General features: G+C 57.5%; 8 protein-coding genes and 4 pseudogenes. 5 read left to right on the forward strand and 7 right to left on the reverse strand.

Annotation, left to right across the window (positions count from 1 at the left end; all coding sequences use genetic code 11):
- Positions 1-95: 95 nt before the first annotated feature.
- The 3 genes from msrB (at position 96) to ACGJAX_RS14610 (ending at position 1,634) form a co-directional block, all read left to right on the forward strand.
- Positions 96-491, forward strand: a complete 396-nt coding sequence (gene msrB / locus ACGJAX_RS14600; protein ID WP_247255452.1) for a peptide-methionine (R)-S-oxide reductase MsrB — start codon at positions 96-98, stop codon at positions 489-491.
- 199 nt (positions 492-690) lie between these two features.
- Entirely contained in the window at positions 691-1,176 is a 486-nt protein-coding gene (locus tag ACGJAX_RS14605) for a glutathione peroxidase (RefSeq protein ID WP_390959629.1), read from the forward strand.
- A complete protein-coding gene (locus ACGJAX_RS14610) occupies positions 1,173-1,634 on the forward strand; it encodes a transcriptional regulator, SarA/Rot family (protein WP_390959631.1) in 462 nt (153 codons plus the stop codon). The genes ACGJAX_RS14605 and ACGJAX_RS14610 overlap by 4 nt, the downstream gene beginning before the upstream one ends.
- On the opposite strand, the gene ACGJAX_RS14615 is transcribed toward ACGJAX_RS14610, so the two are convergent.
- Positions 1,618-3,939: a response regulator gene (locus tag ACGJAX_RS14615; RefSeq protein WP_390959633.1), complete on the reverse strand. Its 2,322-nt coding sequence runs from the start codon at positions 3,937-3,939 to the stop codon at positions 1,618-1,620. The two genes, ACGJAX_RS14610 and ACGJAX_RS14615, sit on opposite strands and share 17 nt — an antisense overlap.
- Before the next feature lie 165 nt (positions 3,940-4,104).
- Here ACGJAX_RS14615 and ACGJAX_RS14620 point away from each other — a divergent pair, with 165 nt between their 5' ends.
- Positions 4,105-4,995, forward strand: coding sequence for a DUF815 domain-containing protein (locus ACGJAX_RS14620; RefSeq protein ID WP_390959635.1), 891 nt, complete (start codon positions 4,105-4,107; stop codon positions 4,993-4,995).
- Positions 4,992-5,474 carry a GAF domain-containing protein gene (locus ACGJAX_RS14625; RefSeq protein ID WP_247255457.1) on the forward strand — a complete coding sequence of 161 codons (483 nt, stop codon included), beginning with the start codon at positions 4,992-4,994 and terminating at the stop codon, positions 5,472-5,474. The genes ACGJAX_RS14620 and ACGJAX_RS14625 overlap by 4 nt, the downstream gene beginning before the upstream one ends.
- Here the strand turns inward: ACGJAX_RS14625 and ACGJAX_RS14630 are convergent.
- The 6 genes and pseudogenes from ACGJAX_RS14630 to ACGJAX_RS14655 form a co-directional block, all read right to left on the reverse strand.
- Positions 5,475-8,420 (reverse strand): annotated as a pseudogene (locus ACGJAX_RS14630) (HD domain-containing phosphohydrolase).
- Between the two features lie 48 nt (positions 8,421-8,468).
- Positions 8,469-10,406, reverse strand: a pseudogene (locus ACGJAX_RS14635) (ATP-binding protein); the annotation flags it as partial.
- Positions 10,407-10,443: 37 nt separating this feature from the next.
- Positions 10,444-11,744, reverse strand: a pseudogene (locus tag ACGJAX_RS14640) (IS110 family transposase).
- A gap of 224 nt (positions 11,745-11,968) precedes the next feature.
- Positions 11,969-13,672: pseudogene (locus ACGJAX_RS14645) on the reverse strand (transporter substrate-binding domain-containing protein); the annotation flags it as partial.
- An 8-nt stretch (positions 13,673-13,680) separates the two neighbouring features.
- Positions 13,681-14,307: a response regulator transcription factor gene (locus ACGJAX_RS14650; RefSeq protein WP_247255460.1), complete on the reverse strand. Its 627-nt coding sequence runs from the start codon at positions 14,305-14,307 to the stop codon at positions 13,681-13,683.
- A gap of 217 nt (positions 14,308-14,524) precedes the next feature.
- On the reverse strand, positions 14,525-14,911 hold the full coding sequence (locus ACGJAX_RS14655) for a response regulator (RefSeq protein WP_390959875.1): 387 nt from the start codon (positions 14,909-14,911) through the stop codon (positions 14,525-14,527).
- Between the last annotated feature and the right edge of the window lie 23 nt (positions 14,912-14,934).

Below are 14,934 nucleotides of genomic sequence, written 5' to 3' on the forward strand. Positions count from 1 at the left end.
CTGCCAGACTGGCGTTTGACGAGGCGCAATCATACGTGCCGCCCGATCCGTGGAAAAGGTACAGATCGGGCTTTTTCAGCCGCTGAGGTGTGACGATGGAAAAGTTGGAAAAAACCCTGGAAGAATGGAAAGCCATGCTCGATCCGGAGCAGTACAACGTGTGCCGGCTCAAGGGCACCGAGCGCCCGTTCTCCGGCAAGTACAACGACACCAAAACCGATGGTGTCTACCACTGCATCTGCTGCAACGAGCCGCTGTTCGACTCCGGGACCAAGTTCGATTCCGGCTGCGGCTGGCCAAGCTTCTATGCACCGATCGCCGATAGCGCAATGATCGAGATTCGTGACATCAGCCACGGCATGATCCGCACGGAGGTGGTTTGCGCCAAATGCGATGCGCATCTGGGACACGTTTTTCCAGACGGTCCGCCACCAACCGGTCTGCGTTATTGCATTAACTCCGTATGCCTGGATCTGGTCCCCCGCGCCTGACGCGATGCTGGGTAATGCCGTGAGCGGGCTTGCCGGCGAAAATGCCCGTAAATGCAATGCCAATATCAAGGGCCTCTTCGCTGGCAAGCCAGCTCCCGCAAATTTGGGTCCTCTGTCGCGACGATTGATTAATTAAATTGCACGCAATTCAATTGCTCGCTATTTTGTGCTCTCTTCCTTTGATCCGGAACCTCAAAACATGAGCGACAACCTGCTGAGCATCCCTTGCACCACCATCAAGGGTGAACAAAAGACCCTGGCGGATTTCGCCGGTAAAGCCGTGTTGGTCGTCAATACCGCCAGCAAATGCGGTTTTACCCCGCAGTACAAAGGCCTTGAAGAGCTATGGCAGACCTACAAGGATCAAGGTCTGGTCGTGCTGGGCTTTCCCTGCAATCAATTTGGCAAGCAGGAACCGAGCAACGAAGGGGCGATTTCCGAGTTTTGCGAGTTGAACTACGGCGTCAGTTTCCCGCTGTTCAAGAAAATCGACGTTAATGGCGCCAGCGCCCACCCCCTGTTTGTGCAGTTGAAAAAGCGCGCTCCGGGAGTGCTCGGCTCCCAGGGCATCAAGTGGAATTTCACCAAATTCCTGATCGGCAAGGACGGCCAGTTGGTCAAGCGTTTCGCCCCGGCGACCAAGCCGCAGGACCTGAGCCGCGAGATCGAAGCCCTGCTCAAATGAACAGCTTGTCAGTCGATTCGCTGAATCTCGACAGCCAGCTCTGCTTCAAGCTGTACGCCGCTTCCCGCGCGGTCATTCGCGCCTACAAGCCGATGCTCGATCAGTTGGGTCTGACCTATCCGCAGTATCTGGCGATGCTGGTGTTATGGGAATGGCAGGAGACAGCTCCCGAGCAACCAACGGTCAAGGCGCTGGGTGAGCGCCTGGCCCTGGATTCCGGCACGCTCACGCCGCTGCTCAAGCGTCTGGAGCAGTTGCACCTGGTCCAACGGCAGCGTTCGGCGCGCGATGAGCGTGAGGTGCACCTGAGCCTGTCGCCTTCCGGACTGGCTTTGCGCGATCAAGTCGGGCCATTGAAGGCTCGCCTGCTCTGCGACAGCGGTGTGGATCTGGATCGTCTGAATGAGCTACGCGATGGCCTCGATCATCTGTTGGGGCAAATCAAGGCGCTGTCGTAACAGGAATCCACACGTCCAGCAGAGCGGCCAGCTCTTCCCGGCGGAAGGGTTTGGCCAGGTAGTCGTTCATGCCCGCTGCACGGCATCGTTCGCGTTCCTCGGACATGGCGTTGGCGGTCAGGGCGACGATGGGCAACTGTGGCCAGCGCCCGCTGCGGCGGATTTGCCGGCTGGCCTCATAGCCATCCATCACCGGCATGTTGCAGTCCATCAGCACCAGATCGAACTCCTTGAATTCCAGCTGATCCAGCGCCTCGGCACCGTGGGCTGCGACAGTGACGTCACAGCCGAGTTTCCCGAGCATGCCTTTGGCCACCAGTTGGTTGACCGGGTTGTCCTCCACCAGCAGCACCCGGCCGCGTCGCTGCGGTGAATGAATGTCGATCCGGGTGTCGCTGAGCGGGCCGCCATCCGGTTGCAGAATTCGCTGCAAGGTCTGGTACAGCGCATTGCGTGCCAAGGGACGCGCCTGTTGCTGCAGGGGGGCGAGGGCGCTGACCTGTTCACCGGGCAGGAAGCTGCCGTAGGCGGTCACCAGCAGAATGGGCGCGGTGAAGGTGGGGCGCGGGCTGAACAGGCATTCGGGGCAATCGGTAATCAGCACATCGGGGGCCAGACCGATCAATGGGTCATCGATGGAGCGCTGCAAATACTCAAGCCCCCAGCCAGGCAACAAATTGCCGAGCAATTCCGCCAAACCGCTGCTGGCCGCCGTGATCGCGACAACCTTGCCTTGCAGCGATGGCGCAGCCAGTGCCCGGGTGTGTCGGGGTAGCGGCAGTTCGGCGCAGAACTGGCTGCCGAAACCCGCTTCGGAACTGATGGTGAGGCGCCCCTGCATGGCTTCGCAGAGGTTGTAGGTCAGGGCCAGCCCCAACCCGGTACCGCCAAACTGCCGGGTAATGCCGGCACCGGCCTGGGTGAAGGGCTGGAATATCTTTACCTGAGCGTCCTGCGGGATCCCGATGCCCGTGTCACAGACTTCGATTCGGACACCGTCGCCGAAGGTCGACAGGCGCACATCGACCCGCCCGAACCGGGTGAATTTGAGGGCGTTGGACAGCAGGTTGCTGACGATTTGCCGGACCCGGGTCGGATCGCCGAGAACCAGCGCCGGAAAGTCCGGATCGATCAGGCACGTCAGTTCGACGCTCGGCGCAGCGTTCTGCGACAGCAGATTGGCGGTGTCTTCGATCAGCGAGCCGAGGTCGAACGGGATGTGTTCGAGCTCGAGTTGGCCGGCATCGAACTTCGACAGATCCAGAATATCGTTGAGCAATTCCACCAGCACTTTGCCGGAGTCATGGGCGATGGACAGTTGTTGCTGCTGCTCGGGATTCAACGGGCCATCGAGGGACAGCGCGATCATCCCCAGCAGGCCGTTAAGGGGAGTGCGAATTTCATGACTCATGTTGGCCAGGAACACCGAGCGTGCTTCAGCCATGTCCAGGGCTGTGCTGCGAGCAGTTTCCAGTTCCTGGTTGGATTGGCTGAGCCGTGCGTTGATCGCCTTGAGTTCCGCTGTGCGGGCCGAAACGATGTTTTCCAGTTGACCGAGATAGTCGGTCAGGCGATTTTCGGCGTTGCGCCGCTGCTGGATTTCAGTCTCGACGTTCTCGAATTGCTGATTGGCCACTTTCACCAGCACGCCGATTTCATCGGCGGCGTGCCCCGCCGGGCATTCCAGTGAACTCGACTCCATGCTGCGAGAGTCGCGGCCGCTGAGTTCGCGAATGAGGCGCACCAAGGGTTTGGTCAGCATCACGTAGAACAGCGCCAGCAAAATACCCGTCAGGATCAGGCTGCGGGCGAAACCGTTGAGCAGGGTCACTTCGGCTCGACGCAGGAAGCGGTAGCCGAAGGAGTAGGTATCGACATCCAGTCGCAGAGTGCCGAGGGATTCGTTCGGCAAGTGATCCAGGTACAAGCGATCTTCGAACTGGCGGTCGGCACCGAACAGGAAGTCGCTCAGCAGGCGATAGCCACTTTGCAGGCCCGGGCGTTTGACGTCCGCCAGCACATTGCCATTGTTGTCGACCAGTTTCGCGCCGATGATCGCAGGCGAGCGCAGCAGGCCCAGGGTCAGTTCCTGGGCAAGTTCGGCGTCGATGTTGTAAGCGATACGTGAGGCAGGGTTGTGGCTGATTTGCAGTAAAGACTGTATTTCCCGGTTGATGGAAGCGTCTTCACTGGCATAATCGATGCCAATCTGTAGCAGGCTGAGCAGCATGCCCAGGATTAAACCGACCAGCACCGTAACGCGCGCCTGCTTGTAAGACAGGCGGTTGGTGAACTTGATATCCATGGGGTGTTGAACCACTTCCATTTCCCTTCGCTGCTCAAGCATAGCCGATCATGCATGGATACCGATGTGCTCGCGAGCCCTTTGCACAAGGGGCTGATGCTCACCTACCGCCTTGCATTGTCGCTGTATCGCCATCATTACTGTGAATGTGCTCGAGGAGAAGACGTGGATTCCCGATTGAATGCTTTTCTTGAACGCGCCGACGCCGTTCTGGCCCGCATCGAGCCGCTGTTGCCTGCCCCTCGGCAAGCCATCGACTGGAATCAGAGCCTGGCGGCTCGCTGGCAGCGTGAGGGGCGCAGCGGCTTTCTGTTGCCCCTGGAAGTCAGTCTCGACATGCGTCTGTCCGACCTGATCGGCGTCGATCGGCAGGTGGAGCAACTGGGGCGCAATACCCAGCAGTTCCTCGATGGCATGCCGGCCAATCACGCGCTGCTCTGGGGTTCGCGCGGCACCGGTAAATCGTCGCTGGTCCGCGCTCTGCTGGCCGAACACGCCAAGACCGGTTTGCGCCTGATCGAAATCGAACGCGATCATCTGGCGGATCTGCCTCGGGTGGTCGAACAGATCGCCAAGCTGCCGCAACGTTTCGTGTTGTTCTGCGATGACCTGTCGTTCGAGTCGGGCGAAGGCGATTATCGCGTGCTCAAGAGCGTACTCGACGGTTCGCTCGAGCAAGCGCCGGATAACGTTTTGCTTTACGCCACCTCCAACCGTCGCCACCTGGTGCCGGAAAAGGAAAGCGATAACGAAAACTGGAAGCGGGTCGACGGCGAGCTGCATCCGAGCGAGGCGGTGGAGGACAAGATTGCCCTGTCGGATCGCTTCGGGCTTTGGCTGTCGTTTTACCCGTTTACCCAGGAGCACTTCCTCAATGTGGTCGAGCATTGGATCGGCCAGTTGGCCGACAAGGCCGGCCTCAAGTGGCAGCGCGATGAGCAGTTGGACATCCTCGCAGTGCGTTGGGCCACCGGGCGCGGCAATCGCAACGGACGTTGCGCGTATCAATTTGCCCGCTATTGGGTCGGGCTGAAACTGTTGGAGCACAAGGCATGATCGATTTACAGCAGAGCGGCCAGGGCCTCGAAGGTTACGGCATGCTGCATGCGCAGCTTGAATCCTTGTTGGCGGACGAACGGGACTTCATCGCCAACGCCGCGCAGTTTTCGGCATTCCTGTTCAATCAGCTCGACGATCTGAACTGGGCCGGTTTCTACCTCAATCGCAATGAAGAGCTGGTGCTCGGCCCGTTTCAGGGGCAGATCGCTTGCGTGCGGATTCCGTTCGGGCGCGGCGTTTGCGGGACGGCGGCGGCGACCTTGCAAACGCAATTGGTCGAAGACGTGCATGCATTCCCGGGACATATCGCCTGCGACAGTGCGTCGAACAGCGAACTGGTGGTGCCGTTGGTCAAGGACGGACGCTTGATCGGCGTGTTGGACCTCGACAGCCCGAAACTGGCGCGTTTCACCGCACAGGATCAGGCCGGCATCGAGCAACTGGCAGCGATTTTCCTGCGCCTGACCGATTGCTGATCAAGCCCGCAGGCCAGCCTTGATCAGCAGGCCTGACGGGTCCACCGCATCGATCTGCCGGGGATCGAGGAAGCGCTCGGCGTACTGCAAGTAAATGTGGGCGTTGATGAACAACCCGAACAGCTCGGGATCGATGTGGGCGTCCCGGCACATGTTGGCCATGATGCCCAGCGCCTCGCTCAAGGTCTTGGCTTTCTTGTAGGGGCGGTCAGCAGCGGTCAGCGCCTCGAAAATATCGGCTATCGCCATCATTCTGGCTGGCAGGCTCATCTCTTCGCGCTTCAAGCGTTTTGGATAACCGGTGCCATCCATTTTTTCGTGATGGCCACCGGCAATTTCCGGGACGGTGCGCAGGTGACTGGGGAAGGGCAGGTGATTGAGCATCAGGATCGTCTGCACCATGTGGTGATTGATGATGAAGCGCTCTTCGTTCGTCAGGGTGCCTCGGGCAATGCTCAGGTTGTACAGCTCGCCACGGTTGTATTTGTAGCGTGGCACATCGAGTTTGAAGCCCCATGGGTTGTCCGGTGAAATCAGTTCGGACTCGATTCGCTCGAACAGATGTTCGGGTTTGTCTGCCAACAGCGATTCGCTGACCGGCAGCGTCGGTGCCGGCGTGCGTGACTGGCGCCGGTTTTCTTCCCAGGAAACCCCCAATCGGTCATCCAGGGTTCGTGTCCAGGTGCGTTGGCCGATGCTGCGCAGGCGTTGCAGGTCGGCGTCAGCCATGGCCTCGCCGCCGAGATTGCAGCGGGCAATGAACGCGAAATCATCATCCAGCTCCGCCAGCGTGGCATGGCGCAGTTGCGCCAGATGTTGCTCCTCACCACCTTCGGCAAGGGCTTGCCAATAGCTGATCCAGGCATCGCGCTTGAGCACTTCGAAACGGGTGCGGATTTCGTGGATGCGGTCGTTCAGGGTTTCCAGCTTCGTGGCTTTATCGACGACATACTCAGGGGTGGTGACCTTGCCGCAGTCGTGCAGCCAGGCAGCGATGTGCAACGCCTCCCATTCATCCTCGGTGGGTCGATAACCGCTGAAAGCCGGGTCCTGACTGGCCGCAGCCGCTTGGGCGAGCATCAATGTCAGGGCCGGAACGCGTTGGCAATGCCCTCCCGTATAGGGACTCTTGGCGTCGATCGCGCCGGCCAGCAGTTTGATGAAGGCGTCCAGCAACTGTTTTTGTCGGGCTTGCAGGCGCTGGCTTTCGATACTCACCGCAGCGGCACCGGATACAGCCTGTAGAAACGCAATGCGGTCGGGGCGGAGTTTTTCCAGGTCGCTCTGGTTGCCACTATCGGCCAACAGAAACACCAGCAAGCCCACGGTTTCGTTATGCCGATTGTGCAAGCGGATGCCGATCAAATGAACGCGAGGGCAGTTCAGAGCGAGCAACACCTTCTGCAAATCCCCAGCCTCCTCGAAGCCAAGATGGGTGACAACGTTGTCGGCATTCGACAGCTGCTTTAGCCAGGCTGGGCTCTGTGGATCTTGAAGTTCATGCCCGCGGATATCGAAGGATGATGGCGTTTCAGAGGTGTCATTGATGACCAGCCCCATGGGCTCCATGCGATCACCATCGCCTTCGCGAAGGTAAATCAGGCCGGCCTGGGCCTGGCCGATCTTCAGAGTTTCAAACAGCACCCGTTCCAGCAGGGGGGCAAAACGGGTTTCGGCGCTCAGGCTGTCGGTGATCTGGAAGAAACTCGCCAGGGTCTCTTTCATGCGCGCCATCGATACGCTCAGTTGGTCGACTTCCAGCACCGGAGAACGGCGGGTAACGGGAAAGTTGAAATTGAAACTGCGAATTGCGTCCGCCTCCTTTACCAGCGCACGCAAGGGTTTGACCAGGACCCTCGACGTCAGCCAGCCGAGTGGAATGCACAACAGCAGCGTCGCGAGGGTAATCAGCGCCCCTTGCCAGCGCATGCGATAGGCATCGGCGAGCAGTTCATCTTCGGGGACCAGTAGTGCCAGTTGCAGCCCTTGCGGGCCGCCCTCCTACATGCTGCTGCGGGCCACGATCCATTGGCGACCGCTGGCACTCAGGCGGTTGCCTTCCGGGGGGCGATTGAGCAGTTCACCAAGACTGGGGCTCAGGTCGGCGGCCTTGATCAGGCGGGCGGTTTGATCGTCGACGATCAGTCGGCCGCTGTCGGGATACGCGACGGCATTGCCCGCGGCATCGAATAGCACGATTTCGGTGGCTGGCGTCACCACGTGTTTGGCCAGCGTGGCGCTGAGTTCTTCCAGGGTCAGGTCGGCACCCATCACGGCATGCTCGCCGCTGCGACGGGCCAGGGTGGTGCCGACGTTGTGGGTAGAGAAAAAGACGTAGGGCTCGGTGGTGATCTGGTCGCTGTCGCGGCTGGCGCTGGAAAACCAGGCACGGCTTCGTGGATCGTAGGTGTCGGCCGGATAGTCATGACGACTGATGAGGGTCAGGGTCTGATCGAAAAACAGCGATTGGGAATGGGTCAGACCCTGGCGGTCATGTTCGATGCTCCATACCTGATAGGCCGCTGTTTCCGGGGCTTTGAGCAGCGCTTTCAACTGAGGGGTGCGCAGCGGGCGCACCATGAAAAAGTCACCGGTGTCATAACCCAGGTAAAGCGATGCCAGATCGGGGTTGTCCGTGAGCGACTGACTGAAGGGTTTGAGCAGGATCAGGCGCTGCTCCAGGTTCACGCCCTGTGCCGCCGGGTTGTCCACCAGCAGGCTCAACAGGTGACGAATCGGCTCGTAAGTAGCCCGTAGATCCTGGCGGACATCCTGCTCGATACGGTTGAACAGCTTTTCACTGCTGGAAAGAATGATCTGCGTGGTTTGCCGATAGTTGAAAATACCCAGCACCACCCCGGTCAGCAGCAATAGCAGCGTGAACATCACACTGATATGGACATGCAGGGGAAACCGCCGTTGATCCGGGCGCAGTGGGCTGGACATGCAGTTCACTCCATGATGGTTAACACACTGCTCAGCGCCCAAGCATAGTTAAGGCTCTGTCATTCTGCTTTCGTCGTTTTGTCCAAGTTGTTGCAGCAATGCCCGGTCCAATTCGAGTAGTGCGCGTTCGATGGCTTTGCAGCATTCGGCTATTTTTTCTGGACGGAAATTGTCTCGGCAAGCGGTTTCGAGCACCTCACAGGTGTCGATCAATCGGGAGGCCTGAACGATTCGGGCGGCGCCTTTGATTTTGTGCGCAATGTCGAGAAATGCCTGCGGGTCCGAGGAGTTCGACAGTCCCAGCAAACCTTGTCGATCCAGACGATTGCTATTCAACAGCTCGTTCAAGAGGCGTCGGTTCAATACCGGATTGCCTCCCGTCATCAGTTCAAAACCTTCCAGGTTGAAGGCAGGGGCGAGGTCTGCGGGCTCCATGCGTTTAACCCAATGGCTCAAGGCGGTCAGGGTCAGCGGTTTGAACAGGCAGTCGTCCATCCCGGCCTGTTTGCAGCGTTGAATCTCTTCCGGTTGTGCATTGGCAGTAAAGCCCAGCACGGTACATGGGCGTTGTTGCATTTTTTGTTCTTCTCGGCGAATGGCGCGGGCCAGCTCGTAACCATTCATGATCGGCATGTTGCAATCGGCAATGACCAGATCGAACCTGTCGGTTTTCCATGCTTCGAATGCAGCCTGACCATCCTCTGCGACGCTGAATCGATGGCCCAGGAATTCCAGTTGCTGGCACATGAGCAGGCGATTTGCCGCGTGATCATCGACCACCAGCACATTCAAGGGAGCTGCCCCTGTGGATATCTGTGACTCAGTCATGCCTTGCAAAGGCTCAAATGGCAAGGTGGGCAGTTGCAATGAAATGCGAACTTGAGTGCCGACACCCGGCTGACTCAGTAATTGCAGGCTACCGCCCATTTGTTCGCACAAACTGCGGCTGATCACCAATCCAAGTCCGGTGCCGCCACGGACGGATTGCCCGGTATTGGCGGCCTGAGCGAAGGGTTCGAACAGGCGCTGCTGATCCCGTTCACTGATCCCGATACCGCTGTCTTCGACGTTCAGCAGCATTTGCACCTGACCAGGCTCGATGCTCGGGTGCAGGTCGACGGCAATCCTGACGTGTCCCTGCTCGGTAAACTTGATGGCGTTGCTGACCAGATTGGACAACACCTGCTTGAAGCGCAGCGGGTCGAGCAAGACATCGATCGGCGGATTGACCGGGTTGAACTCCAGCCGTAATTCGAGCCCTTTTTGCCGGGCCAAGCCATCGAAGATACGTGCCACTGACGCGACGGTTTCCCGCGGATTGACGCGCTCAGGGCTCAGGGTCAAGCGCCCTGATTCAATGCGCGCGATGTCGAGTATGTCGCCGATCAGCTCCAGCAGATCCTTTGCCGAGTGGTAGGCCACATCGATGGCGGGGCGATCGGGGTGGTCATGTTCGATACGCTTGAGGGTCAACTCGAGCAAGCCAATCACCGCATTCATCGGTGTGCGAATCTCATGGCTCATGGTCGCCAGGAAGGTACTTTTGGCCCGGTTGGCCTCGTCGGCGCGCTCTTTGGCACATCGCAGGTCATCGAATAGTTGCCGTCGTTCACTGATGTCAATCCAGCCGCCGATGATGCCTTGTACTTCGCCGCTTGAGTCGCGGTAAGGAATGATCCAGTGATAGATCGTCAACCGGCGACCGCCGATATGCAGCGCACGATCGAGAATCAGTGGCGTGCCCTCGGCCACGACACGCTGGTAATCGGCCTGATATTCCCGGGCTTCGAAGGCGTTGCTCAAGGAGCCCTGAATGACGGTTTTGCCGATGACGTCTTCGCGTTTCGCGCAAAAGGCTTGCAGATAACTGTCATTGCAGCTTTGCAGCACGCCCTGGCGATCACGAACATAAATCGGGTGAGGCGTACCGTTGACCAGTGAACGCATGAATTCGTACTGATCGTTCAACGCACGCTTGGCCGCTTCATGCCCTGAGGAAGTCAGTCAACCCTGAGGAAGTCAGTCAACCTAAATCGAGGTTCTTGAGGAGCGGTGAACCACGCTTCCTCAAGGCATTCAAATAGGTGGTTTCATCGTAAGGCGTCCTGGTCTGCCAGCACCGGTACAGAATCCGAATCCACTTGAACGCGAGTGCGCGTACGGCAGCCTGGTAGCTACTCCCTTTGGCGCGTTGCTGCCGGTAGTAGGCTCCAGCCCAAAAGGATTTGTTGATGGTCTGACCCGCCCATTCCACAAAGGTCTGACGAAGAAACGTTGGACATTGCCAGCGCCAATGCACCCAGCTCTTCTTGCCACTCCGTTCCGTCACCGGGGCAATGCCGGAGTACTTTTGCAGCTCGTCCGCGCCATGGAAGCGCTCACGTTGCTCTCCGAAGGCTGCGAGTAAGCGTGGCGCCAGATGCTGGCCTGCGCGCCTGGTAAGTTCCGAAACAATGCGTAATCCGGTAGTGCAGAAGCGACCCGCTCGATTTCCTTATCGAAGCGATCGATCACCGTGAGGACGGTGCGCAGTTGCTCCACCAGCGCGAGGACGTGCAAGCGGCAAGGCTCGATAATGCCGGCATCTTCGGTGAGCGCAGATGCTGCACGGATCGACGCCAAACGCGCCTCGATCAATGTGGCGCGACGCCCGTTATGGGCATAAAAGAACGCCTCAAGCGTGGTTTTACGCGCCCGTTTGGCTGACAGGAGTGTCGGCCAGCGAGTGAGGCAGTCGCAAAACAACAGAGTGTCTCGCTGCTCAAACCAGTCCAGTGCCTGCGGGTAATACTGCTTGAGGGTGCTGCATAAACGGTTGGTAAAACGCGTCTTGTCGTTGACCAGATCCCGGCGCTGTTCGATCAAGCTCAGCAGCGAGCGCATGGCAGCACTCTGCGGCCTGAGCGCGGTGAACTGTTCAGGATGGCGAAGCAGTAGATCGAGTGCCAACTCCGCATCGGTGGGATCATCCTTGGCGCGACTCGGCTTGAATGCCACGCGATATTTGGCAAGCGTCGAGGGATTGATCGGGAACAACACGAAAAAGTCATACTTCAGCAGGGCCGCGACAATTGGCCCTTTGGCCAACTCCAGAGCTACTGCGATAGGGCCACCGAAGCGTCGGTGCAATGCCTTGGCCCACTCGTCAATGCGATCAACCTGATGGGGGATACAGTCGAACTGGCGATGATTTTCATCCCCCACCTGTAGGCAAATATCATGCTTGGTATCTGCCCAATCGATGCCGACATAGGCTGTGAAGTGCTGACTCAAGGACGCTGTCACGTGAACCTCCGCAAGCGATAAAATAGCTGCTAGGGACATGCATGCTTGCGTTCAGCGAAGGCAATATAGTGAGCCGGTGCGACGGCGAACCCTGAGTATTCGTTATCGAGCGCAAGCGCACCTGTAGACTCGAAACTAAAGCGGCAAACGTCATGCGTTTGGGTCGATTTATTCGTAGTCTACAGGTGCATGTTCCACCCTCGCTGACAGCTACCTGCCAACCGTTACCGGTATCGGTGAAGGTGGGACGGACTATCTATATTGCGTTGATTGATCTGGCGCCGCATGTACGCGTTCCAGGCCATGGAAATCAATAACAGCACGCCAGCCCCCATGACGATCTGGTAGAACAGCCGATGGTAGGTGCGCCAGGTACTTTGCGAGGACGCCGTATAGCCACGCCAGCGGCTGTTGATAATGCCCAGTTCTTCCGGCGCGATGCTCAGCAGGGCTTTGTTGAGGATGTCGTTGAGTTCCTTGGCCTCGCGCCCGGTGGCCAGGGAGAACGCCGCTTGCTCGGTGCCGATGGTGGTACTGATTTGTAGTGTGTGCTCGAAGAGCTGTGATGAGATGAAGTAGTTGGCGATTACCAGCGAATTCACGGCACCCTCTGCCTGGCCCTCGGCGAGCATCTCTACCGCGCTGAATGTGTCAGGCGTCTCGATGAGTTTTATTCGCGGGAACTCGGTACGCAAATAATCCATCAACGGATTGCCTTGGGCGATTGCCAGGCGCTTGCCCTTGAGCTGCGTCAGGTTGCCGGGACTATCGGCGGCCGTGCGTGTCAGCAGGACGTAGGAATTTTGCAGATAGGGGCGGGTGAAATTAAGCAGCCTGTCCCGTTTTGCGCTGGGGAGCAGCGCGGCGATCAGATCGGCCCGGTTGTCTTTGATCCGCTCGATCATGTCGCTGTCGTTGCGACTGCGCTGGATCTCGAAGCGTAAACCCGTGCGCAATCTGATCAGTTCAAGCAAATCCGCGGCAACCCCACGGAAGTTGCCGTCACTGTCAAAAAACGTCAGCGGCGCGAATGCTTCATTGACGACGACACGGACCACCGGATGTTGTGCCAGCCAGCGTTCTTCGCCGTAACTGAGCGCCAGTTTGTGATCGGTGAGCAGAATGTCACTGCCGGCACTCCAGCGTTTGGCGATATTTTCCCGTTCACTGGCGGGGATCGCCATGAGCATCGTATTGATGATTCCAAGCAGCTCCGGATTGTCCTTGCGTACCGCAAAGCTGAAGCCATGGGCTTCGTGCTTGCCGAAGTTGGCCATGCGGATGTTGTTCAGGTAGCCCTTGTTGATCATGTAGTGAGTGGAAATGGTGTCGCCGAGAAATACGTCCGCCTGATCGAAGGCAACGGCGTTGATCGCATTCTGGTAGGACGGGTAAGGCGTGATGATGGCCTTCGGATACAAGGCCTTGACCTCTTCCAGAGGCAAATAGTGATACACCGTGCTCAGCCGCAACCCGGCCAGACCCTCGTTCAGGGATCTGGTTTCCCCCTCGCGTGTCACCAGAACCGGTTGATCCACCGCGTATGGTGCGGACAGCACGATCTCGGCGTTGCGCGCCTCGAATCCATTGGCGGTGCCCAGCAAGTCGACCTCGCCTTTTTCGAGCGCCTCGATTGCAGCACCCCGTGACGCAAAGCGCTGAACCTTGATGGGCAAACCGGTGGCTTTGCCGAGAATGCCCGCGTAATCGGCAGTGAAACCTTCATAGTCGCGGCCGCTGATGGCCAGGTCGAAGGGCGGATAATCCGGCGCTGAGGTCCCCAGGATCAATTCACTTTTTTTCTTGATCCATTGTTGTTGTGCTTGATCCAGTCGGACTTCCAGATGCGCGGCCGGCGCGCGACTGAGCAATGTGTAATGTTCACTGCTCTGCGCGGCGGGCAACGAGCTGCTCAAGCACATGCCTGCGGCCATGAGTATCAGATAATCCTTTAAATGACTGAGCATTCTGTTTCTCACACCAGCGCGTTGCGTTTTGCCATTTCGATAAGTTCAACCAGGGATTTGGCTTTGAGTTTCTGCATGAGACGTTTTTTATAAGTGCTGACAGTTTTGTTGCTCAGAAACATGCCTTTGGCAATTTCCTTGTTGGTGCGGCCTTGAGCGAAAAGTTGCAATACCATCAGTTCCCGATCGTTGACTGACTTGAATAATTCCAGTTCGGCGCAACGCGCTTCATCACCGCGAACAGGGCTTAGCGCTTCGCTGGGAAAATAGTTGTAACCTGAAAGTACTGCTTTAATGGCGCTGACCAGTTCACTGAGATCTTCCTGTTTGCAGACATATCCCGAAGCGCCGGATTGCATGCAGCGTATGCCAAAAAGTGTCGGGCATTGTGCAGTTAATACCAATGTTTTCAGTGGGGTGGTCATTGCGTTGAAGCGGGCAAGTACTTCCAGGCCATCCAGCTTGGGAATGCTGATGTCGAGAATGACCAGGTCGGGCATGCATTCACGCACCATCTGCATGGCGTCGACCCCATTATCTGTTTCACCGACGACCTGATAGCCTTCGTGCTCCAGCAGCATACGAACGGCAAGTCGGATGACAGGGTGATCGTCGACAATAAAAACGGAGTTCATAATCAAATCCCATGCGAGCTCAAATAAAGCGCGCACCTTAGCTCAGATAGTTGGGGTGACGTATGAACTGAGGTACCCATAGCTGCAATATAGGAATGTTCCTACAAGCTAAAAGGAATAGTCTTACGTGCTAACTAGGTTTTTTATGAGGAAGAGTAAAGTTTGTTGGTGGTTAGTTGTAATGGGGAAAGGTCGTTTTTCTGACTTGTTATGATGATTAAATCAGGGTCAATAGTTTTATGAACTCCGATTGTTTCAAAGGCTTTATCAAATAGCCCAACAAAGGCAGTCCGTGGGTGGTCGCCGTTTGTTCAAGTCTGTCAAGCTCTGCGGGTGTCAGGCTGCTTAGAAGTATTGCCTGTTTGATCAAGCCTCGATGACTGGCAAATCTGACCAGGTCGAGACCGCACAAATCAGGTAGACATTGGTCACACAAAAGAATATCGAAGGGTTGTACTGCTGTATGCATTTGTTGCAGTGCGCCTTCTGCGCAGTCCGTGGTGGTTAGTTGGGTGAAGCCATAACTTTCAAGCAGGCATTGAGTTGCTCTTAGCTGAAAGGGATGATCCTCCACCAGCAAGATGCGCAGATTATCTTTGATCATAATATTCACGCTTATTTTTATCG

The sequence above is a fragment of the Pseudomonas moorei genome, assembly GCF_042846945.1.
Lineage (GTDB): Bacteria > Pseudomonadota > Gammaproteobacteria > Pseudomonadales > Pseudomonadaceae > Aquipseudomonas > Aquipseudomonas moorei.

What these genes read in the sequence shown, in the direction of transcription:
- ACGJAX_RS14655 (WP_390959875.1), bottom strand. Translation starts at nt 14,911, where the DNA reads ATGATCAAAGATAATCTGCGCATCTTGCTGGTGGAGGATCATCCCTTT.
- ACGJAX_RS14605 (WP_390959629.1), top strand. Translation starts at nt 691, where the DNA reads ATGAGCGACAACCTGCTGAGCATCCCTTGCACCACCATCAAGGGTGAA.
- ACGJAX_RS14650 (WP_247255460.1), bottom strand. Translation starts at nt 14,307, where the DNA reads ATGAACTCCGTTTTTATTGTCGACGATCACCCTGTCATCCGACTTGCC.
- ACGJAX_RS14610 (WP_390959631.1), top strand. Translation starts at nt 1,173, where the DNA reads ATGAACAGCTTGTCAGTCGATTCGCTGAATCTCGACAGCCAGCTCTGC.
- msrB (WP_247255452.1), top strand. Translation starts at nt 96, where the DNA reads ATGGAAAAGTTGGAAAAAACCCTGGAAGAATGGAAAGCCATGCTCGAT.
- ACGJAX_RS14625 (WP_247255457.1), top strand. Translation starts at nt 4,992, where the DNA reads ATGATCGATTTACAGCAGAGCGGCCAGGGCCTCGAAGGTTACGGCATG.
- ACGJAX_RS14615 (WP_390959633.1), bottom strand. Translation starts at nt 3,939, where the DNA reads ATGGATATCAAGTTCACCAACCGCCTGTCTTACAAGCAGGCGCGCGTT.